The organism is Streptomyces sp. JH14 (genome assembly GCF_029428675.1).
Classification (GTDB): domain Bacteria; phylum Actinomycetota; class Actinomycetes; order Streptomycetales; family Streptomycetaceae; genus Streptomyces.
Map to the genome: position 1 here is coordinate 4,838,966 of NZ_JAJNEL010000001.1, position 23,718 is coordinate 4,862,683.

At 70.2% G+C, this 23,718-nt stretch carries 22 protein-coding genes and 2 tRNA genes; 11 read left to right on the plus strand and 13 right to left on the minus strand.

Features of this window, described 5'->3' with window-relative positions; all coding sequences use genetic code 11:
- The first annotated feature begins 7 nt into the window (after positions 1-7).
- Positions 8-763, plus strand: a complete 756-nt coding sequence (locus LRD69_RS21990) for an AIM24 family protein (RefSeq protein WP_277328264.1) — start codon at positions 8-10, stop codon at positions 761-763.
- A gap of 87 nt (positions 764-850) precedes the next feature.
- Here LRD69_RS21990 and LRD69_RS21995 read toward each other — a convergent pair whose 3' ends face one another.
- Positions 851-1,396 carry an NUDIX hydrolase gene (locus tag LRD69_RS21995; protein ID WP_277328265.1) on the minus strand — a complete coding sequence of 182 codons (546 nt, stop codon included), beginning with the start codon at positions 1,394-1,396 and terminating at the stop codon, positions 851-853.
- Positions 1,393-2,850, minus strand: a complete 1,458-nt coding sequence (locus tag LRD69_RS22000; protein WP_277328266.1) for a zinc-dependent metalloprotease — start codon at positions 2,848-2,850, stop codon at positions 1,393-1,395. Before LRD69_RS22000 ends, LRD69_RS21995 begins: the two co-directional genes overlap by 4 nt.
- 190 nt (positions 2,851-3,040) lie before the next feature.
- Between LRD69_RS22000 and LRD69_RS22005 the strand changes: the two genes are divergently transcribed.
- From LRD69_RS22005 to LRD69_RS22020, 4 genes are all read left to right on the plus strand, one after another.
- Complete coding sequence (locus LRD69_RS22005) at positions 3,041-4,183, plus strand: SDR family oxidoreductase (RefSeq protein ID WP_277328267.1); 1,143 nt, start codon at positions 3,041-3,043, stop codon at positions 4,181-4,183.
- A gap of 109 nt (positions 4,184-4,292) precedes the next feature.
- The gene (locus tag LRD69_RS22010; RefSeq protein ID WP_277328268.1) at positions 4,293-4,754 is read left to right on the plus strand and encodes a molybdenum cofactor biosynthesis protein MoaE; all 462 of its coding nucleotides are present in this window, start codon (positions 4,293-4,295) and stop codon (positions 4,752-4,754) included.
- 128 nt (positions 4,755-4,882) lie between these two features.
- Positions 4,883-5,053, plus strand: a complete 171-nt coding sequence (locus LRD69_RS22015; protein WP_277328269.1) for a hypothetical protein — start codon at positions 4,883-4,885, stop codon at positions 5,051-5,053.
- 144 nt (positions 5,054-5,197) lie between these two features.
- Complete coding sequence (locus LRD69_RS22020) at positions 5,198-6,286, plus strand: PDZ domain-containing protein (RefSeq protein WP_277328270.1); 1,089 nt, start codon at positions 5,198-5,200, stop codon at positions 6,284-6,286.
- A gap of 45 nt (positions 6,287-6,331) precedes the next feature.
- Here the strand turns inward: LRD69_RS22020 and LRD69_RS22025 are convergent, their stop codons facing one another.
- Positions 6,332-6,892: a PPA1309 family protein gene (locus LRD69_RS22025; RefSeq protein WP_277328271.1), complete on the minus strand. Its 561-nt coding sequence runs from the start codon at positions 6,890-6,892 to the stop codon at positions 6,332-6,334.
- Between the two features lie 136 nt (positions 6,893-7,028).
- Here LRD69_RS22025 and LRD69_RS22030 point away from each other — a divergent pair, with 136 nt between their 5' ends.
- The 4 genes from LRD69_RS22030 to LRD69_RS22045 all read left to right on the plus strand — a co-directional run bounded on the left by LRD69_RS22030 (position 7,029) and on the right by LRD69_RS22045 (position 12,579).
- Positions 7,029-9,908 carry a UPF0182 family protein gene (locus tag LRD69_RS22030; RefSeq protein ID WP_277329835.1) on the plus strand — a complete coding sequence of 960 codons (2,880 nt, stop codon included), beginning with the start codon at positions 7,029-7,031 and terminating at the stop codon, positions 9,906-9,908.
- A gap of 103 nt (positions 9,909-10,011) precedes the next feature.
- Positions 10,012-10,085, plus strand: a tRNA-Met gene (locus LRD69_RS22035).
- 213 nt (positions 10,086-10,298) lie between these two features.
- Positions 10,299-12,389: a sel1 repeat family protein gene (locus LRD69_RS22040; protein ID WP_277328272.1), complete on the plus strand. Its 2,091-nt coding sequence runs from the start codon at positions 10,299-10,301 to the stop codon at positions 12,387-12,389.
- A gap of 116 nt (positions 12,390-12,505) precedes the next feature.
- Positions 12,506-12,579 (plus strand) — tRNA-Met (locus LRD69_RS22045).
- Positions 12,580-12,659: 80 nt separating this feature from the next.
- On the opposite strand, the gene LRD69_RS22050 is transcribed toward LRD69_RS22045, so the two are convergent.
- From LRD69_RS22050 to LRD69_RS22065, 4 genes are all read right to left on the minus strand, one after another.
- Entirely contained in the window at positions 12,660-13,805 is a 1,146-nt protein-coding gene (locus LRD69_RS22050) for an ABC transporter substrate-binding protein (protein WP_277328273.1), read from the minus strand.
- Between the two features lie 44 nt (positions 13,806-13,849).
- Positions 13,850-14,650: an ABC transporter permease gene (locus tag LRD69_RS22055; protein WP_277329836.1), complete on the minus strand. Its 801-nt coding sequence runs from the start codon at positions 14,648-14,650 to the stop codon at positions 13,850-13,852.
- A 71-nt stretch (positions 14,651-14,721) separates the two neighbouring features.
- Complete coding sequence (locus LRD69_RS22060; protein WP_277329837.1) at positions 14,722-15,429, minus strand: ABC transporter ATP-binding protein; 708 nt, start codon at positions 15,427-15,429, stop codon at positions 14,722-14,724.
- 322 nt (positions 15,430-15,751) lie between these two features.
- Positions 15,752-16,171, minus strand: a complete 420-nt coding sequence (locus LRD69_RS22065) for a Fur family transcriptional regulator (RefSeq protein WP_277328274.1) — start codon at positions 16,169-16,171, stop codon at positions 15,752-15,754.
- 170 nt (positions 16,172-16,341) lie between these two features.
- On the opposite strand from LRD69_RS22065, the gene LRD69_RS22070 reads away from it, so the two are divergent.
- A complete protein-coding gene (locus LRD69_RS22070) occupies positions 16,342-17,793 on the plus strand; it encodes a catalase (RefSeq protein WP_277328275.1) in 1,452 nt (483 codons plus the stop codon).
- Between the two features lie 86 nt (positions 17,794-17,879).
- On the opposite strand, the gene LRD69_RS22075 is transcribed toward LRD69_RS22070, so the two are convergent.
- The gene (locus LRD69_RS22075) at positions 17,880-18,281 is read right to left on the minus strand and encodes a CBS domain-containing protein (RefSeq protein ID WP_277328276.1); all 402 of its coding nucleotides are present in this window, start codon (positions 18,279-18,281) and stop codon (positions 17,880-17,882) included.
- A 218-nt stretch (positions 18,282-18,499) separates the two neighbouring features.
- Entirely contained in the window at positions 18,500-19,300 is an 801-nt protein-coding gene (gene hisN, locus LRD69_RS22080; protein WP_277328277.1) for a histidinol-phosphatase, read from the minus strand.
- A gap of 121 nt (positions 19,301-19,421) precedes the next feature.
- Here hisN and LRD69_RS22085 point away from each other — a divergent pair, with 121 nt between their 5' ends.
- On the plus strand, positions 19,422-20,030 hold the full coding sequence (locus LRD69_RS22085) for a TetR/AcrR family transcriptional regulator (protein ID WP_277328278.1): 609 nt from the start codon (positions 19,422-19,424) through the stop codon (positions 20,028-20,030).
- 70 nt (positions 20,031-20,100) lie between these two features.
- Here LRD69_RS22085 and LRD69_RS22090 read toward each other — a convergent pair whose 3' ends face one another.
- The 4 genes from LRD69_RS22090 to LRD69_RS22105 all read right to left on the minus strand — a co-directional run bounded on the left by LRD69_RS22090 (position 20,101) and on the right by LRD69_RS22105 (position 23,680).
- Complete coding sequence (locus LRD69_RS22090; protein WP_277328279.1) at positions 20,101-20,424, minus strand: multidrug efflux SMR transporter; 324 nt, start codon at positions 20,422-20,424, stop codon at positions 20,101-20,103.
- 88 nt (positions 20,425-20,512) lie between these two features.
- Positions 20,513-21,529 (minus strand): ribosome small subunit-dependent GTPase A, encoded by a 1,017-nt coding sequence (gene rsgA, locus LRD69_RS22095; protein WP_277328280.1) that lies wholly within the window; start codon positions 21,527-21,529, stop codon positions 20,513-20,515.
- A gap of 3 nt (positions 21,530-21,532) precedes the next feature.
- Positions 21,533-22,849: a 3-phosphoshikimate 1-carboxyvinyltransferase gene (gene aroA, locus LRD69_RS22100; protein WP_277328281.1), complete on the minus strand. Its 1,317-nt coding sequence runs from the start codon at positions 22,847-22,849 to the stop codon at positions 21,533-21,535.
- 117 nt (positions 22,850-22,966) lie between these two features.
- A complete protein-coding gene (locus LRD69_RS22105; RefSeq protein ID WP_277328282.1) occupies positions 22,967-23,680 on the minus strand; it encodes a M50 family metallopeptidase in 714 nt (237 codons plus the stop codon).
- Positions 23,681-23,718: the final 38 nt, after the last annotated feature.

Here is a 23,718-nt window from a genome sequence, read left to right on the forward strand (position 1 = left end):
ACACACCATGCAGAGTCCGCTTTTCAACCACACGGAACAGCAGTCCCAGGACCGGTACACCATGCAGAACCCGCAGCTCCTGCGGGTGTCGCTGACCGGCCGTGACGACGTCCTCGCCCGCAAGGGCGCGATGGTCGCCTACCAGGGGCTGATGGAGTTCGACGGTGAGTACCAGTCGCAGGGGCAGCGCCGCGCCCGTGCGAGGACCGGTGAGGGCCTCGACCTGATGCGCTGCTCGGGGCAGGGCACCGTCTACCTCGCCAATCTGGCGCAGTACGTCCACGTCGTGGACGTGGACCACGACGGCATGACGGTGGACAGCGCCTACGTCCTGGCGCTCGACTCGTCGCTGCACGCCGAGGTCATCGCCGTGGACAGCCAGTACGGCATCTCGGGCACCGGCAAGTACCAGCTCAACATCTCCGGCACCGGCAAGGTCGCCCTGATGACCTCGGGCCAGCCGCTGATGATGCAGGTGACGCCCGACAAGTACGTCAACGTCGACGCCGATGCGATCGTCGCCTGGTCCAGCTCGCTGCGGGTGCAGATGCAGGCCCAGACGCACTCCTCCGGGGTCTGGCGGCGGCGTGGCAACACCGGCGAGGGCTGGGAGCTCAGCTTCCTCGGACAGGGCTTCGCCCTGGTCCAGCCGAGCGAGGTGCTGCCGCCGCAGAACGCCCAGATCGGTCAGGGGGCGCGCGCCCAGTACGGCATGGGCGCGCAGGGAGCGCACGGCCAGAACCAGAACAACGCCTGGAACTGAGCCGCACCGCACGCACACGCGCCACGGAAACGGGTGAGGGGCGCCCTCCTGGGAGGGCGCCCCTCACCCCGTTGAGGTCCGTCGCCGCTACCGGCCGCCGTCCAGCGCCGCGCGCGTACGTGCCACCAGGCGTACGACTGAGGCATCGGCCACCTCGGCCACTTCGTCGTACGTGAACCAGCGCAGGTCCAGCGACTCGTCACTGATCTGCGCCGTGGCACCGTGGGGTGCCAGCGCCGCGTACTGCACATCCAGATGCCAGTGACAGGGCGCCGGGATGGGATGCCGGTCCAGTGCCACCGGACCGCCCGACAGCAGCGTCAGACCGCTGATGCCGGACTCCTCGGTGGCCTCGCGCAGCGCGGCGGCAGCCAGCGTGGCGTCGTCCGGCTCGCAGTGACCGCCCATCTGCAGCCACATCTGCAGCTTCCGGTGCAGCGTCAGCAGAACCCGGCCGCGTTCCGGATCGACGACCAGCGCGCTGGCCGTCAGATGGCCCGCCTCGCAGGCCTTCCACATGCCGTCCGGGTGCCGCGCCAGATGGTCGAGATAGACCCGGCGCAGCTGCTCCTGGTCCGTGTCCGGGTCCTCGTACCGCTTCAGTACGAGGAGTGCGTCGTCGTACAAGCTCACTGGTCGGACTCGCCCTTGCCGTCGGTGTCGTCCTTGCCGGTGCCGTCGCTCTTGTCGCCGGCGTCGCTCTGCTCGTCCGTGGGCGTCTGGGACCCCTTCGCCGCCTCGCCGAGCATTTTGTCCAGCTCGGAGAAGTCCAGCTGCTCGTGGTGCACGAACCCGTCCGGGTCGTCCAGGTCGGCGGCCGTCGGCAGCATGTCCGGGTGCGCCCAGAGCGCGTCGCGCCCGTCCAGGCCGCGCGCGTCCGTGAGCGACGCCCACAGCCGCGAGGCGTCCCGCAACCGCCGCGGCCGCAGCTGGAGGCCGATCAGCGTGGCAAACGTCTGCTCGGCCGGACCGCCCGAGGCGCGCCGCCTGCGCATCGTCTCGCGCAGTGCGTCCGCCGAGGTCAGCCGGGACTTCGCGGCCTCGTGGACCACGGCGTCGACCCAGCCCTCGACCAGCGCGAGGGCCGTCTCCAGCCTGGCCAGAGCGGCCTTCTGCTCCGGTGTGTCCTCCGGCTGGAACATGCCCTGCTGAAGGGCGTCCTGCAGCTGCTCGGGCTGCGACGGGTCGAACTGGCCGACCACGTCCTCCAGCTTGCTGGTGTCGACCTTGATGCCGCGCGCATACCCCTCGACCGCGCCGAACAGGTGCGAGCGCAGCCACGGCACATGGGCGAAGAGCCGCTGGTGGGCGGCCTCACGCAGGGCCAGGTACAGCCGCACCTCGTCCTGCGGCACGCTCAGGTCCTTGCCGAACCTCTCGACGTTCAGCGGAAGGAGCGCGGCCTTGCCGGCCGGGCCCAGCGGCAGCCCGATATCGGTCGAGCCGACGACCTCGCCCGCCAGCACGCCCACGGCCTGACCGATCTGCTGGCCGAACATGGCGCCGCCCATCGACCGCATCATGCCGATCAGCGGGCCCGCCATCGCCTGCATCTCCTCGGGAAGCACGTCGCCCATGGCCAGGCCGACACGCTCGGCCACCGGGTCGACCAGCTTCTGCCAGGCGGGGAGGGACGCCTCGACCCACTCGGCGCGGCTCCACGCCACGGTCGAGACGGAACCGGAGGGCAGGGACGTCACGCCGTCCAGCCAGAGATCGGCCAGCCGCAGTGCTTCGTCGACCGCGGACCGCTCCGAAGAACCCACGCTCGCGTCCTTCGTGCCGTCCGGGGTGCCCTGGGCGACCGTCTGGCGGGCGATCTGCTTGGCCATGTCCCAGTTCACGGGACCGCCCTCGTAGCTCAGCATCTGGCCGAGCTGCTGGAAGGCGGCTCCCAGGTCGTTGGGGTTCATCGTGCCGAACATCGCCGCGAACGGATTGTCCCCGCCCGCGCCTGGCCCGAAGCCGAACGGGTTCGCCGGCCCGCCCGAACCCTGCCCACCTCCGGTGGGGTCCTTCTTCTTGCCCTCGTCGCCGTTCTCCGGCTCCTCCGGCGGAAGGCCGAATCCGAATGGGGTGTCACTCACGGGTTTCCTCGGCTCGTAGGGCCGCCGGCTCGAACCGACGGCGACTGCCCGACATCACCATCCAGCGTAGACACCTGGTCCGCTCGGGGCCTCAGTGCTCCGCCGGGTCCCGGCCTGCGGCAGGATGGACGCCACCTGGTACGTACGCGTCATTCGGGTACGTACTGAAGACAACCGCTGGAGACGCCCGGTGAGTTCCCCAGATCCTCAGGTTCGCGCAGCGCGAAACCTGGCCGACCCTTCGCCCGAGAGCACGCCCTCGAAGAACCGCTCCAAGAACCGCGGTCCCGTCGTCGCGGTCACCGGCGCCGCGACCGGCGTCGGTGAGCTGCTCACCGCGCGCCTGGCGGCTTCCGAGGAGATCAAGCAGGTCATCGCCATCGACGAGCGGCGGGGCGAGGTCTCCGGGGCGACCTGGCACATCCTCGACGTACGTGACCCCGCCATCGCCGAGAAGCTGCGCGGCGCAGACGTGGTCGTCCATCTGGCACTCGATCTCGACCTGGAGACGGACCCCGCCGCCCGCACCGCGTACAACGTCCGCGGCACCCAGACCGTGCTGACCGCCGCCGCGGCCGTCGGGGTCCACCGCGTCGTGCTCTGCACCTCGGCGATGGTCTACGGGGCACTTCCCGACAACGACATCCCTCTCTCCGAGGACGCCGAGCTGCGTGCCACCGCGGAGGCCACCGGCGTCGGCGACCTCCTGGAGATCGAGCGGCTGGGGCGCCGCGCGCCCCGTGCCCACCCCGGCCTCAACGTCACCGTGGTCCGCCCCACCGTCCTGGTCGGCGGTACGGACACGGCGCTCACCCGCTACTTCGAGTCCCCGCGCCTCCTGGTGGTCGCCGGATCGCGCCCCACCTGGCAGTTCTGCCATGTCGACGACCTGGTGACGGCCCTGGAGTACGCCGCCCTGGAGAAGATCGACGGAGAGTTCGCGGTCGGCTGCGACGGCTGGCTGGAGCAGGACGAGGTCGAGGAGCTCAGTGGTGTGCGCCGGATGGAACTGCCCTCCGCGGTCGCCCTGGGCGCCGCCGCCCGGCTGCACCGGATCGGCCTCACCCCGTCCCCGGCCGGAGACCTCGCCTACACGATGCACCCCTGGGTGGTCAGCGTGAGCCGGCTGCACGATGCGGGCTGGCGTCCCGGGTGGACCAATGAGGAAGTGCTCGCCGCGCTCCTCGAAGAGGTCGAGGGCCGCCACACCGTCGCCGGACGCAGGCTCGGCCGCAAGGACGCCACCGCCGCCGGCGCCGCCGGTGCGACCGTCGCGCTGCTCGGCACCGCTGCCCTGGTCCGCCGCGCCCGCAAGGCCCGCCGCCGCATCTGAGACAGGTCCGGGCGGCGCCAGGGGCTGTAGAAGGCTCCAAGGCGGTCGGCAGCCCGCCGGTGAAAGGCGCTATTCCGTGATGTCGGCGCGGTACGGCACCATGGACGCCATGGCACCCACCCACGACCACCCCGGCGAGCAGGCGGCGCAGGACCCGATCCGGCTGCTGGAGATCCGGGACACACCGCTGTCCGTCGACGAGATCTTCCGCGCCGTCGGGGACGACGCCGCGGGCGGCACGGCGCTTTTCGTCGGCACGGTCCGCAATCACGACGGCGGCCAGGACGTCGGTGCGCTGGGCTACTCCTGCCATCCGTCGGCGCAGGACGAGTTGCGCCGGGTGGCCGAGAAGGTCGTCGCCGACTACCCGGTCCGGGCGCTCGCCGCGGTCCACCGAGTGGGTGAACTGGAGGTGGGCGACACGGCCGTGGTCGTCGCCGTTTCGTGCCCGCACCGCGCGGAGGCCTTCGAGGCGTGCCGCAAGCTCATCGACGACCTCAAGCACGAGGTCCCGATCTGGAAGCACCAGCGGTTTTCCGACGGCACGGAGGAGTGGGTCGGCGCCTGCTGAGCGCAAACCCGTCCGGCCGTCATCCGCCCCGATTTGCGTAACCGCACCCCTGCCATGAGCGTTGTTTCTGCAGATGGTTAATCTGCTGATCGGTCAGTTGCGGTCGCTCATGGGGTAGGGAGGTCGTGATGGCAGCACTCGCCTGGCTCTTGATTCCGCTTTTTGCTGCTTTCGGCGCTGCGATATGGGCAACGTGGGCCGCGCGCAATCGCACAGCCGGTGATGTCACCGAACTTGCCGGATATGCCCGGTTCCGCGAAGCGATGGAACGATCGGATTCCGGTTCCGACGCCGCATGACGCAGCACCGAAACATCCGCAGTCGCCGATCCGGATCCCGGCGCCGACTGCCCCGCCACGCGGCACAACACGACGCCCGGCCCTCCGCCCCGTACGGACCGGCCCCGGCGGTGCACTGACAGACCCTTCCCGTACTGTCGTTCCATGCCACGCCGCACCGCGACGATGCTCGCCTCCACGCTGATCCTCATCGCGCTCCTCTGCGCAGGCGTGATGATCACCGTGCCGTATTCGGAGATGTCGCCCGGGCCGACCGTGAACACCCTCGGCAAGGTCGACGGCGAACCGGTCCTGCAGATCTCCGGGCACCCGACGTACAAGACGTCCGGCAACCTCAACATGACGACGGTCAGAGTCACGGGCGCCGACTACACCATGAACCTCGTCGAGGCCGTCTACGGCTGGCTGGCCCACGACAGCGTGGTCGTGCCGCACGACACGCTGTACCCGAACGGCAAGACCGAGGAGCAGTCGACGCAGGAGAACGCCGAGGAGTTCAGCCAGTCCCAGGAGAGCGCCAAGGTCGCCGCCCTGAACGAGCTGGGCATCCCGGTCACCTCGCGGGTCGTGGTCTCCACGGTGATCAAGGACAGCCCCGCGCAGGGGAAGCTGCATGCCGGTGACGTGATCAAGGCGGTCGACAGTACGACGGTCAAGCAGCCCGAGGACGTCGCCAAGCTCGTCACCCAGCGCAAGCCCGGGCAGAACGTCACCTTCACGGTGATCCCCGCGAAGACGGCGGCCGCGGCCGAGAAGGCCGGCAAGGAGCCCGAGGGCAGCCGGAAGATCACCATCACGACGAAGAAGGCGCCCGAGCAGAACCGGGCGATCGTCGGAATCCAGGCCGGGACGGACCACACGTTCCCGTTCCGGATCGACATCAAGCTCGCCGATGTGGGCGGCCCGAGCGCGGGCCTGATGTTCTCCCTGGGCATCGTCGACAAGCTGACACCCGGGCAGCTGACCGGCGGCAAGTTCGTCGCGGGCACCGGCACCATCGACGACCAGGGCACGGTCGGCCCGATCGGCGGCATCAACATGAAGCTGGTCGGCGCGCGCAACGCGGGCGCCAGGTACTTCCTGACGCCGACCGACAACTGCAAGGCCGCCGCGTCCGACACCCCCAGCGGGCTCACGCTGGTGAAGGTGAAGACGATCGACGACGCGAAGCAGTCGCTGGAGAAGATCCGCACGGGCGACACGGCCGACCTGCCGAGCTGCTCGGCAGGCTGACCGCGCCGCCCCGGCGGGCGGAACGGGCGGTGCGGTTCGATCCGGTCAGGACTCGAATGTGGCGGCCAGCGCCTCGGCGAGCCCCGGCACCAGGCCGGCGCCGGTCAGCACCTCGGTCGGTGAGTCCTTCTCCCGGAGCCGTACGGCCGACTCCCGGGCACCGTCCCGCAGGACGGCCACGGTCATCCGCACCTCCTGCCGGTCGGGGTGCTTGGCGACCCACTTGGTCAGCTGGGCGTCACTGAGCCCCTCCGGTACGGAGGACTCGGCGGACGGCGGCAGCATCAGGCGCTCCACCGTCATGGCGCAGCCGGCCACCGCGTCGGGCCAGGCGATCGTGGCGAGGAACTCGTCCAGCGCCTTTCCGGGGGGAAGCTCCTCCTGCTCGATGGGGGTGAGTGTGGCGGCCTTCGAATCGGGGCTGTCGAGACCGAGCTGGGCGGCGAGGCCGGGCTCCTGGACGCGCAGCTTGGCGGTGTCGACGAGTGCGAAGAGCCGGGCCGGCTGGTCCCAGCCGAGGCCGGCGGCGTACTCGTCGATCTCGAGCACGGCGACGGTGAGGGGGCTCGCGGCCATCGGAGGGCCTGAAGAGGAAACGTTGGGCATGCTCAATATCCTGCCTCCTTCCGCCCCGGGTTCGGGAACTAGGTAAAGCCTCAGTAAGTTGCATAGGTGGGCTCTACGATCGCGGGGCCCGCTCCACACGACCGCGAACTTCGAGGTGCGCACGTTGGCTTTCCAGATGCCGGACCGCGGCGGAGGCCCGACCGGGCCACGGATCAGAGTCGGCCGCCCGTCCCGGCGCGCCCGTACCCTGCTCATGACACTGGGCGTCCTGGCGGTCCTCGCCATGGCGTTCGTCATGTTCGCCGGGTTCTGGACGGACTGGCTCTGGTACCGGTCGGTTGCGTATTCGTCCGTCTTCACCACCACCCTGTGGACCAAGATCGGGCTGTTCCTCGTCTTCGGACTGCTGATGGCGATCGCCGTCGGTGTGAACATCTGGCTCGCGCACCGGCTCAGGCCGCCGCTGAGCGCGATGTCGCTGGAGCAGCAGAGCCTGGACCGCTACCGGATGAGCCTCGCCCCGTACAAGAAGTGGGTGCTGCTCGCGATCACCGCGCTCGTCGGACTGATCGCCGGAGCGTCCGCGTCGGGCCAGTGGCGTACCTGGCTGATGTATGTGAACGGTGTGCCGTTCGGGCAGAAGGACCCCCAGTTCCACCTGGATGTGTCCTTCTACGCCTTCAACCTGCCGTGGTACCGCTTCCTGCTCGGCTTCGGCTTCGCGGCCACGGTGCTCGCGCTGATCGCCGCCGCGCTGACCCACTACCTGTACGGCGGACTCCGCATCACCAGCCCCGGCGCGCGGGCGACCGGCGCGGCCACCGGCCATCTGTCGGTGCTGCTCGGTGTCTTCGTCTCGCTGAAGGCCGTTGCGTACTGGCTCGACCGGTACGGCCTCGCGGTGAAGTCCAGCGATTTCAAGGCGACGGACAACTGGACGGGCCTGAGGTACGTCGACGCCAACGCATACCTGCCGGCGAAGACGATCCTGTTCTGCATCGCCGCGATCTGCGCCGTGCTGTTCTTCGCGACGCTGTGGCGCCGCACCTGGCAGCTTCCGATGATCGGCTTCGGCCTGATGGTGCTCTCGGCGATTCTGATCGGCGGGCTGTACCCGGCGATCGTGCAGAAGTTCCAGGTCCAGCCGAACGAGCAGGCCAAGGAGGCCCCGTTCATCCGCAAGAACATCGACGCGACGCGTGACGCGTACGACATCGATGACGCGCAGGTGGACGACTACACGGGCAAGAGCACCACGACGGACGACGCGAAGCTGCGTGCCTCCGCGGACGAAGCAGCGAGCTACCGGGTGATGGACCCCAACGTCGTCTCCCCGGCCTTCCAGCAGCTCCAGCAGAAGAGGAACTACTACCAGTTCCCCAAGACGCTGGACGTCGACCGCTACAAGGACGCCGCCGGCAAGGACCAGGACACGATCATCGGTCTGCGCGAGCTCAACCTGGACGGCATCCCCAAGCGCAACTGGATCAACGACCACTTCACGTACACGCACGGCTACGGCGCCATCGCCGCCCGGGGCACCACGACGGGCAAGAACCCGAAGGGCTCCCCGGACTTCACCGAATCCGGTCTGCCGACCACCGGCGAGCTCGGCTCGTACCAGCAGCAGATCTACTACGGCGAGAAGACGGAGCAGTACTCCATCGTCGGCGGGCCCCAGAAGGAGCTCGACTACGAGGAGGACGGCGAGCGGACCACCAGCTACCAGGGCAACAGCGGGGTCAGCCTCTCCAACGCCTTCAACCGTGCCGCGTACGCGGTGTCGTTCAGCGAGCCGCAGATCCTCTACTCGGGGGCCATCGGCGAGGGCTCGCGGATTCTCTACAACCGCACGCCCAAGGAGCGCGTCGAGGCGGTCGCCCCGTGGCTGACCATCGACGGCGACGCCTATCCGGCCGTGGTGAACCACCGCATCCAGTGGGTCGTCGACGCCTACACCACCACCAACGGGTACCCGTACGCCTCGCGTACGACGCTCGGTGACACCACGGCCGACTCGCTGACCACCAACCAGCGTGCGGTCGTCGCCCAGCAGAACCAGGTCAACTACATCCGCAACTCGGTGAAGGCCACCGTCGACGCGTACGACGGCAAGGTCAAGCTGTACGAGTGGGACACCGAGGACCCGGTCCTCAAGACCTGGCGCAAGGCATTCCCGGGAACGGTGGAGCCGAGGGCCGACATCCCGCAGGATCTGATGGACCACCTGCGGTACCCGCAGGACCTGTTCAAGGTGCAGCGCGAGCTGCTCACCCGCTACCACGTCACCAACCCCGCGCAGTTCTACAGCGGCAGTGACGCGTGGCAGGTCCCGGACGACCCGACCAACAAGGAGTCCGGTGCCGTTCCGCCGTACTACCTGAGCATAAAGATGCCGGACCAGACGGCCCAGAAGTTCTCGCTGACCACCACGTTCACCCCGAAGGGGCGGCCCGACCTCGGGGCGTTCATGGCGGTGGACGCGGATGCGGCCAGCAAGGACTACGGCACGATAAGGCTGTTGAGAGTCACCACCACGGTGAAGGGCCCGGGCCAGGTGCAGAGCGAGCTCAACGGCAACGACGATGTCGCCGAGTTCGTGAGGAACCTCAAGGGCACCGACTCCGACATCGAGTACGGCAATCTGCTGACCGTGCCGCTCGACGGGGGATTCCTCTACATCGAGCCGGTGTACACGCGTGGTGGCACGCAGAACTACCCGCTGCTGCGCAAGGTCGCCGCCTCGTACGGATCGAAGACCGTCTTCGAGAACAGCCTCGGCGAGGCGCTCAACTCGGTCTTCGGGGTGGCGGACTCCGGCACCACGGAGCCGCCGGCGGAGACCACCCGGCCGCCGGGCGACACCACGAGGCCACCGGCCACCGGTGACGCGGCGCTGAAGCAGGCGATCGCGGATGCGCAGAAGGCCTATGCGGAAGGCGAGGCGGCCCTGAAGAAGCAGGACTGGACCGCCTACGGCAAGGCCCAGGCGGATCTGCAGGACGCCCTGGAGCGTGCGGCGGCGGCCCAGCCCAAGACGGAGAAGGGCAGCTGAGTGACGGGTCGCGGCAGCCGGCAGGGACGGTTGCGGCTGGTAGGAGCCGGTAGGAGCCGGTAAAGCGCCACCCCCGCGTCGTGGTACGGTTTGAACACAACGACGCGGGGTGGAGCAGCTCGGTAGCTCGCTGGGCTCATAACCCAGAGGTCGCAGGTTCAAATCCTGTCCCCGCTACTGAAAGACCAAGGCCCGGATCCTTTCGAGGATCCGGGCCTTCGTCGTGTCCCGGAGACTTTCTTATGCGGAGGGCCTGAAGTGCGGTTCGCAGGGCACGAGTTGGGCCCGGACGTGTTTGACTTATCTCTCTGTGGGCATGTCGACAAAACGCTGAAGTGACCTCACTGGCCGCGATATACCAGGTGTACGCGGGTTACAGGTGGTGCGACGATGGTATTTATGGGGGACAGGGCAACTCTGTTGGAGACAGGGCGGTTTGTGCAGCGGCGCGTCCATCGGATGGGGAACGTAGCAGATGCGGCTTTTGCCGCAGATGTTGAAAGCGATGCCGCGGCCGCCCAGGCCGTAGAGAACGCCGGGATCGAGGGGGGCGCTGAGTCCTCCGCGAGCGCCGGCGCCGGGATCGATGCCACGACTGACGGCGGCACCGCAGAGAGCACCGAGAGCGCCGAGAGCGAGGCGCGGTACCGGCGCGCCGCCGATGCCGGAGACCCCGCGTCGATGAGCGTCCTCGGCGCGCTGCTGCTGCGCCGGGGCGATCTGAGCGGCGCCGAACCCTACCTGCGCGCAGCCACCGCCGACGGCGACCGGGCCGCGGCCAACAACCTGGGCGTCCTCCTTCACCAGCGCGGCTACGCCGACGAGGCGGCCGGCTGGTGGCGCATCGCGGCCGTCGCCGGTTCCGCCGCCGCGGCGCACGCGCTGGGCCGCCACTACCGCGAGCGCGGCGACGAGCCCGGCGCCGAGTACTGGCTGCGCCAGTCCGCCGAGCAGGGCCATGCGCTGGGCGCGTACGCCCTCGCCGACCTGCTGGAACACCGCAGCGATGTCGGCGCCGAGCGCTGGCTGCGGGCTGCCGCCGAGCAGGGGCACCGGGAAGCCGCGTACCGCCTGGCGCGCATCCTGGAGCGCAAGGCCGCCGACGACCCGCACGACGCTTTCGGCCGCCCGGGCGCGGACGCCGGAAGGGGAGCGGGCCTGCCCGCGGCCGGGGACGCCGCCGACGGCGCAGGAGCCGGGACCGGCGCACCGGTCGCGCGCCGCGCGAGCGGGCGCAAGGACGACGGGCCCGTGGCGGGCCCTGACGCCGGGCGCGTCGGAGAGGCCGAGCAGTGGTACCGGCAGGCAGCCGCGCGCGGTCACCGCCGAGCCGCCCTGCACCTCGGCGCCATCCTCGAGCAGCGCGGCGAGCTGAAGGAGGCCGGCCGCTGGTACCTCACCTCCGCCAAGGCCGGCGAGGCCCGGGCCGCCTGCGCGCTCGGCTTTCTGCTGCGCGACGCGGGCGACGAGGAGAGCGCGGCCGTGTGGTGGCTGCGCGCCGCCCAGGAGGGCGACGGCAACGCCGCCAACGCCCTGGGCGCCCTGCACGCCGCGCGCGGGGAGCCGCAGACCGCCGAGCGCTGGTACCGCGCCGCCATGGACGCGGGCGACGTCAACGGTGCGTACAACCTGGGGCTGCTCTGCACCGCCCAGGACCGTACGCCGCAGGCCGAGCAGTGGTACCGCCGCGCCGCGTACGCCGGTCACCGCGAGGCCGCCAACGCGCTGGCCGTCCTGCTGCTCCAGGCGGGCGACGCGACCGGCGCGGAGCCCTGGTTCTCCAAGGCCGCCGAGGCGGGCAGCGTCGACGCCGCCTTCAACCTCGGCATCCTGCACGCCGGGCGCGACGAGGACCGGGCGGCCCTGAGCTGGTACGAGCGTGCCGCGGCCGCCGGGCACACCGAGGCCGCCCTCCAGGTCGGCATGGCGCTGCTGCACCACGGCGAGGAGCAGGAGGCCGAACGCCATCTGCGCTGCGCCGCGGGCGGCGGCAGCGCCGAGGCAGCCTTCCGGCTGGCCGGGGTGCTGGACGCGCGTCAGCCGCCGCCGGGACCGCCCGCGCTCGGCGAGCCGACGCCGGACAAGACCGAGTGCGAGGCCTGGTACGAGAGGGCCGCCGAGCAGGGGCACCGCCGCGCCCAGGTACGCGTCGGCATGCTCGCGGCGGCCCGCGGCGATCTGGAGAACGCCGCGCGCTGGTACCGCGAGGCGGCCGAGTCGGGCAGCCGCAACGGTGCCTTCAACCTCGGGCTGCTCCTCGCCCGCGAGGGCAGCGAGCGCGAGGCCGCGCTCTGGTGGAGCCGCGCGGCCAACGACGGCCATGGCCGGGCCGCACTGCGCCTCGCTCTGCTCGCCGCCCGCCGCGGTGAGCTCACCGAGGGGCAGCGTTGGTGCGCTCGGGCGGTCGAGCTGGGCCCGGCGGAGGTGGCGGAGCGGGCCGCCCGGCTGCGCGAGGCGCTGCACCAGGAGTTGACGGCGTAGAGCGGCGCGCATGGGGCGCGGCACGGGGCCCACCGGGGCCTGCGGCGCCGCGCCCCGAGGCCCCGGGAAACGGATTTGCACTGGTCCGGGGCGTCACGTAATGTTGTGTTCACCGACGCGGGGTGGAGCAGCTCGGTAGCTCGCTGGGCTCATAACCCAGAGGTCGCAGGTTCAAATCCTGTCCCCGCTACTGAAGACAGAAGGCCGGATCCTTTCGAGGATCCGGCCTTCTGTGCATGCCGGTGCCCGCGCCTGCCGCAGGGGCGCCGGTCAGAGCCTGCGGCCCACCGCCTCCGCGTACATCGCCCGGTCGACGGCCTTCTCCTCGGGTACCGGCGGCCTGCCCTCCGAGACGCCCGCGTCGGCGTAGGCCTGCTGCAGCCGATCCGTCGTGCCCTTCCGGATCTCCCAGTCCATCCGCAGCGACGGCGTCGACCGCAGCGTCGCCTCGTCGATCTTCATCAGCTTCGCCAGTTCCGTCACGAACGCGGGATCGGACTTGTAGTCCCCGGCGAAGTAGGTGTTCACCGTCCGGATATAGGCGCGGAGAAAGGCGACGCCGGCGTCCGGGTCCTCGGTCAGCAGCTTCGGCCCGAAGAGCAGACCGCCGAGCGGTTCGCCGGCCGGCTGGCCGCCCAGGAACGCGTACCGCTTGTCACCGTCCACCTTGCGCCAGACCGGGTCGAGCAGCCAGGCGGAGTCCACGCCCCCGTTCTGCAGGGCGGTCAGCACGTCCGCGGAGCCGAGCTGCTGAAAACTGATCTTGTCGAGACCGCCGCCGTGCTTCTTCAGCGAGCTGTCCATCGGATACGCGATGACCGAGCCCTTGCCGATCATCGTGCCCATTCTCCGGCCCGCCATGGTGACGTGATCGGCGCTCTCACCGTCCTTGAGACGCACCCAGAGGCCGCTCTTGGATGTGGGGTCGGGGGAGAAGTTCCCCGCCACCCACTTGATGTCGAAGCCGCCGTTGATGCCGTTCATCACGGCCGCCTCGGGGGCCGCCCACTGGGCATCGACATCGCCCTTGGCGAGCAGCGGCAGGGCGTCCGGGGTGGGCAGCACCTTCAGTTCGACGTCCAGGCCCTCCTTGGCGAACTCGCCCCTTGCCACGGCGACCTGGAGCGGAGCGACGTATTCCGCGCTCAGGGTGCCGGTGGCGACGGTGATCCTCCGCTTCTTCGCCAGCGGTCGGGGGGCGGGCGCGCCCTTGTCGCAGCGGGCCGGTTCGCGGTCGGCCGTCAGATCGGCAGGGTCGGTCCAGCTGCCCCCGCCGCAGCCCGTGACGGGCGTGACGGTGCGTGGCGCGGCATCCGCGCCACCGCTGCCGGGATCGTTCCTGGCGCAGCCCGCCGCGGCGAGCAGTGAGACCGCGACGAGTGCGACGGTGCAGGTGAGAGGGGTACGTGTACGCACAGTGCCTCCGTACGAAGAGCTCGGTGGAGCCGGCGGGGTGCCGTTCACGACTGGCTGCGGCCGCGGTCGCGCGGGGCCCACGGGGTGAGCAGCCGTCCGGCGATCCGCACCGCTTCGGAGAAGACGACGCCGAGCACCGCCACGCAGACGATGCCGACGAACATCACGTCGTTCCGGAACAGCGCCCGGGAGTCGAAGATCAGATGGCCGAGCCCGTCGGCCGCCGCGATCTGCTCGGACGCGACGATGACCAGGACGGCCACGCCCGCCGCGATCCGTGCGCCGACCAGCACCGCGGGCAGCGAGGCGGGCAGCAGCACATGGCGGAACATCTGCCAGGGCGAGGCACCGAAGACCTGGCCGGCGTCGCGGTGACCGACCGGGACGGCGAGGACCGCCGCCATGGTGGAGATCCAGACGAAGAAGAAGACCGTGGCGGCGACCAGGGCGATCTGCGGTCCTTCGCCGAGGCCGAACATATTGAGGAAGACCGGCAGCAGAGCCAGTTTCGGTACGACGTACAGGGCGTCGAGCGATGGTTCCAGCGCTGCCCGTACGAGGGAGAGCGAGCCCATCAGCAGGCCGAGCGCGTATCCGGTGACGGTACCGATCGCATAGCCGCCGAGGACCCGCTTGAGCGTGGCCCACACATCCGGCCACAGAGCGCCCTCGACCGCCCGGTCCCAGCCGTCGGCAAGGATGGTGGACGGGGCGGGGTAGACGCGGTCGTCGATCCAGGACCGGGCGGCGGCCAGCTGCCAGAGCAGGACGAGGACCAGCGGTACGGCGACGGCGAGCGCCAGCTCCAGTGTGCGGCGCCTGCGGTACGTGCGTACGGGATGCAGCTCCTACGGGCCCGGCCTGCGTACCAGCACGGTCGCTCCGTCCTTCGGCCGTGCGCGCGTGGCGGCTGTGCTCATGCCGGGACCGCCTCTCTGCGGACCTCGCCGCGCAGCAGCTCCCACAACTCGCTCTTCAGGGCAGTGAATTCGGGTGCGGAACGGACGTCGCCGGTACGCGGCCGGGTGAACGGCGGCCGGCGCTCGGCAATGATCCGGCCGGGTCTGGCGGACATCACCAGCACCCGGTCGCCGAGCACGATCGCCTCCTCCAGACTGTGGGTGACGAAGAGCGTGGTGGTGCGGGTCGTCTGGGTGAGGTCGAGCAGCTCGTCCTGGAGGATGGTCCGAAGCTGGGCGTCGAGCGCCGCGAACGGCTCGTCCATCAGCAGGATTTCGGGTTCGACGGTGAGGGCGCGGGCGATCGCGACGCGCTGCCGCATCCCGCCGGAGAGTGTGGCCGGATAGGCGCCGGCGAACTCGGAGAGTCCCATCCGGGCGAGCCAGTCACGCGCCCGGGCGTCGGCCTCCCTGCGCGGTACACGCTGGATGTCGAGGCCGAACCGGACATTGGCGAGGACGGTCTTCCAGTCGTAGATCCCGTAGTCCTGGAAGATCATCGCTGCCGGGCGGGGTGATGCCGCATGGAGGGACAGTTGGCCCGCGCTGGGGCGGAGCAGCCCGGCGGTGATGCGCAGCAGGGTGGACTTGCCGCAGCCGGAGGGGCCGACGAGGCAGGTGAACTCGCCGGGCGCGATGGTGAGATCGACGGGGCCGAGGGCGATGAGCGCCTTGGCGCCGCGCCCGAACGAGCGGGTGAGCGCCTGGGCCCGGAGCGTGGGGGCGGTGGGCGGGGGTGCGGGTGACGGTGCGGTCGGGTGCGGATCTCCCACGGGTCTCTCCTCGCGCGGTCGAGGTGTGGATCCGCCGCGGGGCGGACACGATCGCCGCCGACGATATGACGGTCCGTCAGATTCGGGAAGGGGGTGTGCGCGGAGCGGATCGGCGCGGAGATGTCCGGGGGTGCGGCTTCGGCCCGCTTCCGGTCGGGTGGAACGCGGAAGGGCCCGGCGCGCGTGTCACGCGCGCCGGGCCCTTCGTTCCGCTTCAGGCGGTTGCGGCGCAGTTCGGGCAGATGCCGCGGTACGTCACCTCGACGCCGGAGACGGTGAAGCCGAACCGCTCCTCCGTCGGCAGATCCGCCAGTGGATTGCCCGCCGGGTGCACGTCGCGGATCGCGCCGCACCGGGCGCAGACCAGGTGCTGGTGCGGGCGGTGTGCGTTCGGGTCGTACCGCTTCGCCCGGTGGTCGGTGGAGACCTCGATGACCTCGCCGAGCGTCACCATCTCGCCGAGGGTGTTGTAGACGGTGGCGCGGGATATCTCCGGCAGCTTGGCGACGGCACGGGCGTGCACCTCGTCGGCCGTCAGGTGCACATGTTCTCCGTCGAGGACCTCGGCCACGACGCGCCGCTGCGCAGTCATGCGCCAGCCGCGTCCGCGCAGTCGTTCCAGCAGGTCACTCATAAGGGCAAGCCTAACAGTGGGGGAGCCTGGCTCCGAACGGGTGTGACTTTGGATGGCACCTTGACTTGGACTTTGTCTATTGTAGGATCCAATTCGGCATACGCCAAGGGACAGACCGCGCAGGCGTCAGGACATGACGATGTGCAGGGAACGACGCAGGAGGCGCACTCGTGACACAGGGACCGCTCACCACGGAGGCCGGCGCGCCGGTCGCCGACAACCAGAACAGCCAGACCGCGGGCGTCGGCGGTCCGGTCCTGGTGCAGGACCAGTCGCTGCTGGAGAAGCTCGCGCACTTCAACCGTGAGCGCATTCCGGAGCGCATCGTGCACGCCCGCGGCGCCGGTGCGTACGGCACCTTCACGCTGACCCGCGACGTCTCGCAGTGGACGCGTGCGAAATTCCTCTCGGAGGTCGGCAAGCAGACGGAGACGTTCCTGCGCTTCTCCACCGTCGCCGGCAATCTCGGCTCCGCCGACGCGGTGCGCGATCCCCGCGGCTTCGCGCTGAAGTTCTACACCGAAGAGGGAAACTACGACCTCGTCGGCAACAACACCCCGGTGTTCTTCATCAAGGACGCCATCAAGTTCCCGGACTTCATCCACACCCAGAAGCGCGACCCGTACACCGGCTCGCAGGAGGCGGACAACGTCTGGGACTTCTGGGGTCTGTCGCCCGAGTCGACCCACCAGGTGACCTGGCTCTTCGGCGACCGCGGCATCCCCGCCACGCTGCGTCACATGAACGGGTACGGCTCGCACACCTACCAGTGGAACAACGAGGCCGGTGAGGTCTTCTGGGTCAAGTACCACTTCAAGACCGACCAGGGCATCAAGAACCTCATCCAGGCGGAGGCCAACAAGCTCGCCGGTGAGGACCCGGACAGCCACCAGCGCGACCTGCGCGAGGCGATCGAGCGCGGCGACTTCCCGTCCTGGACGGTGCAGGTCCAGATCATGCCCGCGGCAGACGCGGCCGGCTACCGCTTCAACCCGTTCGACCTCACCAAGGTGTGGCCGCACGCGGACTACCCGCCGATCGAGATCGGGAAGCTGGAGCTCAACCGCAACCCGGAGAACATCTTCGCCGAGGTCGAGCAGTCGATCTTCAGTCCCGCGCACTTCGTGCCGGGCATCGGCCCGTCCCCGGACAAGATGCTCCAGGGCCGCCTCTTCGCGTACGGCGACGCGCACCGCTACCGCGTCGGTATCAACGCCGACCACCTTCCGGTGAACCGCCCGCACGCCACCGAGGCGCGGACCAACAGCCGTGACGGCTACCTGTACGACGGCCGGCACAAGGGCGCGAAGAACTACGAGCCGAACAGCTTCGGCGGCCCGGCCCAGACCGACCGGCCGCTGTGGGAGGCCACCACGGTCAGCGGTGGGACCGGTACGCACGAGGCCCCGCGCCACGCCGAGGACGACGACTTCGTACAGGCCGGGAACCTCTACCGGCTCTTCTCCGAGGACGAGAAGGTCCGGCTGATCGACAACCTCGCCGGGTTCATCGCCAAGGTCTCGCGCGACGACATCGCCGAGCGTGCGATCGAGAACTTCCGCCGGGCGGACGGCGATTTCGGCAAGCGGCTGGAGACCGCGGTCCAAACCCTGCGCGGTTAGCGGGCACGGACGGGTCCGACGACGTCGGTGGGCCGGCACCCTCGCACCGAGGGGGTCGGCCCACCGGCGTATGCGCGGTGGGGAGGTCAGCCGACCAGTTCCACCGGGTGACGCCTGGTGGGCGCCCAGCAGCGGATGATGTCGCGGACCGAGACGATGCCGACGGGCCCGTGGTCGTCCAGCACGATCAGATGCCGGAAGCCGCCGTGCGTCATGGCCTCCGCGGCCTCCTCCAGGGTCCAGGTGGGTGCGGCGAAGACCACATCGTTGGTGGTGTGGGTGGACGCGGTCTCGGAGTCGGGGTTCTGGCCGGCGCCGACCGCGTTGAGGATGTCGCGCTCGGTGAGGATGCCGAGTCCGCTGGTGTCGCTGTCGAGGACGACGGCCGCTCCGATGCGGCGGGCCGACATCAGCTGGGCCGCCTGGCGCAGCGTGTGGGTGGGGCCGATGGTGAGAACCATCGTGCTCATGGCGTCACGGACGAGCATGAAAGGAGCCACCTCCTTCGTGAAGCGACTGCGTGAGCCGATTCACAAGTTCACAAGTGGGGGGACTTTCAGCGTTGCATCCTTACGGGACGGCAACAAGGGGTGCGCGGAGATCATTCGAGGGGCGCGCGGAAGTACACCGCGCCCCTCGCTCGCATCGCACACCCCTCGGGGGTCCGTACGCCTCGTATCGGTCGTTCCGGATCAGCGGAGGCAGATCAGTAGCGCTGGTTCAGATACCCCAGCAGCTCGTGGTGGAGCAGCCCGTTCGAAGCCGCCGCGTTCCCACCGCCCGGACCGGGTACCCCGTCCAGGCTGGTGAACAGGCCACCCGCCTCCTGGACGATGATCGCGTTCGCCGCCATGTCCCAGAGCGAGAGCTCCGGCTCCGCGCAGATGTCCACCGAACCCTCAGCGACCATCATGTACGGCCAGAAGTCCCCGTATCCACGCGTACGCCAGCAGGCCCGGGTCAGGTCCAGGAAGCCGTCGAGCCGGCCCTGCTCCTCCCAGCCGGTCATCGACGCATACGCGAACGAGGCGTCCGCGATCCGCTCCACCTTCGATACGTGCATCCGCGTCGCGGAGGTCAGACTGCGGCCGGTGTAGGCCCCCGCACCCTTCGCCGCCCACCACCGGCGGCCCAGCGCGGGGGCCGACACCACGCCCACCACCGGCTGGAAGCCGTTCTCGCCCGCCTCCATCAGCGAGATCAGGGTCGCCCAGACCGGCACACCGCGCACGTAGTTCTTGGTGCCGTCGATCGGGTCGACGACCCAGCGGCGCGGGCCGGTGCCCTCGATCCCGTACTCCTCGCCGAGGATCGCGTCGCGCGGGCGCGCCCGATGGAGATGACCGCGGATCAGCTCCTCGGCGGCCTTGTCGGCCTCGCTCACCGGCGTCATGTCCGGCTTGGTCTCGACCTTGAGGTCCAGAGCCTTGAACCGGTCCATCGTCGCCGCGTCGGCGGCGTCCGCCAGTACATGGGCGAGGCGCAGATCATCGTGGTAGTCGGGCATGTCGTCACAGTATCGACCGCAGGTGATCAGGGCTACACGACCCCGGAGGCCGCACGGGCTCTTGACAGTGCCGGGCGGCGAGTCAACTCTGAACCGCAGACCCCCGGCGTGGGAGGCGACGATGCCTACGGCGCGAGAAGCACTGATGGACGCCGCCCTCGCGGCGCTCACCACCCGGCCCTGGCCGTCCGTGCGGATGGTCGATGTCGCGTTCGCCGCCGGAGTCTCCCGGCAGACCCTCTACAACGAGTTCGGCAGCAAGGACGGGCTGGCCCGGGCCCTCGTCCGGCGCGCCGCCGACGGCTACCTCGCCGGTGTCGAGCGGGCGCTGGAACCGCCTGGCGGTACGGGGGACAGACTGGCCGCCACCGCCGCTTGGACGGTGCGGGCCGCCCGTACGAACGCCCTGGTCAGGGCGTTGCTCACGGGCTGCTGGGGCGAGTGGTTACCCCGCCCCGCAGTTCTTTCGGTGCCGTCCTCCTCGCCCGTACCGGCGCAGCGCCGGGCCGACGCCCGCCCGCCGACGCCCGCGGAATTCCTCGGTCTGGTGCGCGACCGCGCGGTCGCCGCCCTGAGCGAGGGGCGCCCGCCGCACGACCCGGCTCTGCTGGCCGTGACCTGTGAGATCGCGCTGCGTCTCGCGCTGTCGTATGCGGTAGCCGCGTCCGCCGTCCCCACGGACGCGGCGCCGCTGGTGCGCGAGGTGGTGGAGCGGTGGCCCGCGGTGTGACGGGCGGGCGAGGCCGGCGCGCTGCTTCGTCAGCCGGCCGGCCCCGGTGCAGTCGACGGATCCCCGCAGGTCAGTGGGACGAGCCCGACAGCTGCAGCCCGATCACGCCCACGATCACCAGGGAGATCGAGATCAGCTTGAGCGTGGACACCACATCGTCCAGGAAGACCATGCCGTAGATCGCGGTGCCCGCCGCGCCGATGCCCGTCCACACGGCATAGGCGGGGCCCACGTCGAGCTTCTTCAGGGAGAGCGTGAGGAGACCGAAGCTGCCGAGCGCGAAGACGCAGAAGGCGATCGTCGGCCAGAGCCGGGTGAAGCCGTGCGACAGCTTCAGACAGACGGCGAAGCCGGTCTCCAGAAGTCCTGCGACCACGACCAGCAGCCACGCCATCGTCGGTGCCCTCCCACGTCGGTGACTGCTCTGTTCCGCTGAGCGATTATGCACTTACCGGTAGCAGCAGTCGGCAAACGCGCCTGGGTCAGTCGCCTTCGCGTCGTTCGCGGGTGGCCAGCAGCCGGTGCAGCGAGTCGAGCCGGGCCGGATCGGCATGTCCGGCCGTCACCCAGGCGCCCAGGGCGCATTCCGGTTGGACGGCGTCGTGGGTGCAGCCGCGCGGGCAGTCCTCGGTGCCGGGCTCCAGGTCCGGGAATGCGTGGATGACCCGCGACGGGTCGATGTGGTTCAGCCCGAAGGAACGCACACCGGGGGTGTCGACCACCCAGCCGCGCCCGTCCGGCAGCGGCAGCGCCAGAGCCGAGGTGGTGGTGTGCCGGCCACGGCCCGTGACCGCGTTGACGACACCCGTCGTACGCCGCCGGTCCTTCGGCACCAGGGCGTTGACCAGCGTGGTCTTCCCGACGCCAGAGTGCCCGACGAACGCGGTGATCCGGTCGTTCAGCTGCTCGCGCACCCGGTCCGCGGCATCGCCGTTCTCCAGTTCCTCGCGGCTGGTGACGATGTACGGGACGCCCAGCGGGATGTACGCCTCCAGCAGCTTCTCCGGGGACGCCAGGTCCGACTTGGTGAGGACCAGGAGCGGGGAGAGCCCGCCGTCGTACGCGGCCACCAGACAGCGGTCGATCATCCGCGGCCGGGGTTCCGGATCGGCGAGCGCGGTGACGATCGCCAGCTGGTCGGCGTTGGCGACGACCACCCGTTCGTACGGATCGTCGTCGTCCGCCGTCCTCCGCAGCACCGAGCGGCGCTCACCGATGCGGACGATACGGGCCAGGGTGTCCTTCTCGCCGGACAGATCGCCGACGAGTGAGACGGTGTCGCCCACCACCGCGGCCTTCCGGCCCAGTTCGCGGGCCTTCATCGCCATGACCGTACGGTCGTCGACAAGGCAGGTGAGGCGGCCGCGGTCGACCGTGAGGACCATGCCGTCCTCGGCGTCCTCGTGCTTCGGACGGGTATGCGTACGAGGCCGGTTGCCCTTCGGGTTGGGGCGGATCCGGATGTCGTCCTCGTCGGGGTTCTTGCCGTAACGACGCATGACTCAGACCCCGAGCATTCGGGTCCACATCTGCGGGAAATCCGGCAGGGTCTTGGCGGTTGTCGCCACGTTCTCGATCTCCACTCCGGGGACTGCAAGGCCGATGATCGACCCCGCGGTGGCCATCCGGTGGTCGTCGTACGTATGGAAGGTACCGCCGTGCAGCGGGCGCGGCTCGATGCGGAGCCCGTCGGCGGTCTCGGTGACCTGGCCGCCGAGCTCGTTGATCTCCTTGGTGAGCGCGGCGAGCCGGTCCGTCTCGTGCAGCCGCAGATGTGCGACACCGCTCAGCGTGGAGGGGGAGTCGGCGAGGGCCGCGACCGCCGCGATGCCCGGGGTGAGTTCGCCGACCTCGCCGAGGTCCACGTCGATGCCGTGGATGCGGCCCGAACCGGTGAACGTGAGACCGTGCTCGGTCAGCTCGCAGCTGCCGCCCATCGTGGTGAAGATCTCGCGCAGCGCGTCACCGGGCTGGGTGGTGCGCAGGGGCCAGTCGGGAATGGTGACCCGGCCACCGGTGACCAGTGCCGCGGCCAGGAACGGCTGGGCGTTGGAGAGGTCCGGTTCGACCGTCAGATCGCGGCCGAGCAGCGCCGACGGGGAGACCCGCCAGACATTCGGCTCACCGCCCGTCTCCGGCTCGTCTACCTGGGCGCCGACCGTCCGCAGCATGTCGACCGTCATCCGGATGTGCGGCATCGACGGCAGCCGGGAACCGGTGTGCCGTACCTCGACGCCCTGGTTGAAACGCGGTGCCGACAGCAGCAGCGACGAGACGAACTGGGAGGACGAGGAGGCGTCGATCTCCACCGGGCCGCCGTCCAGCGCACCGCCGCCGTGCACGGTCATGGGCAGTGAGCCCCGACCGTCGTCGTCGATCCTTGCGCCGAGCACCCGCAGGGCGTCGATCACACCGTTCAGCGGCCGCTCGTACGAACGCGGGTCGCCGTCGAAGCGGATCGGCCCGTCCGCGAGCGCAGCGACGGGCGGGAGGAAGCGCATGACCGTTCCGGCATTGCCGACGTCGATCGTGACGGGACCGTGCAGCCCGGCCGGGATGACGCGCCAGGCCTCGCCGGAGCCGTCGGGGCCGACGCCCTCCTCGATGCCGACGCCCATCGAGCGCAGCGCCTGTGCCATCAGCAGGGTGTCGCGGGAGCGCAGCGGGCGGCGCAGCCAGCCCGGCTCGGCGGCGAGAGCGGCGAGGACCAGCGCCCGGTTGGTGACCGATTTCGACCCGGGCACGGTGACGGTGGCGTCGACGGATCCGCTCGCTTGGGGAGCGGGCCAGAGGGCGGGGTGCACGGAGCTTTCGGTCATGGCCCTCACTTTAGTGGCTCACCGCAAACCCGGATCTTGATCAAATAGGTGGAAACCGGGGTGTAACGCAAGACGGGTACCCGTCGCGGCGAACCGTGGTCCGGGTGTTGACGCAGCTCACAGGCCGAGCAGCCAGCGGCCGCCGCCGATCAGTGAGCAGAGCGACACCGCATGGAAGAGGAAGAGCCACAGCACCGCGGGGACATCCGTGAGCCGGGACAGCTGATCGGCGTCCGAGTCCGGTGCGCCGCCGCGGCGCCGCTTCGACTGGAGCTCGAAGGCCGGGCGCACGCCGCCGAGGAGCAGGAACCACACCACGGTGTATGCGAACAGCGACTGCACGTCGGGCGAGGCGAGCCAGGACACCAGCAGGAAGGCCGAGCCGGTGAGGATCACCGACAGCGCCCCGTACACGTTGCGGATCATCACCAGCATCACCGCGAGCAGCGCGGTCGCCACCCACAGCAACAGGGTGATCCGCCCGCTGGTCAGCAGCCAGGCACCGCCGAGCCCGAGCAGCGGCGGCGCGGTGTAGCCGGCGGCCGCGGTGAGGATCATCCCGATACCGGTGGGCCTGCCGCGGCTGACGGTCAGCCCGCTGGTGTCCGAGTGCAGCCGGATGCCCTGCAGCCGGCGCCCCGTGACCAGGGCTATCAGCCCGTGGCCGCCCTCGTGCGCGATGGTGATCGCGTTACGGGAGAGCCGCCACAGGACGTTCGGCACGACGGCGATGAGCGCGGCCGTGGCGGTCACGACCACCAGCCACTGGGCAGGTGCGGGCTGGGTGCCGAGTACGCGATCCCACAGATCGCCGAGATCGGTGCTGTCCATGTGCGGGCGGCTCCTTGCGGTCGTGCCGGTGGGTCGTG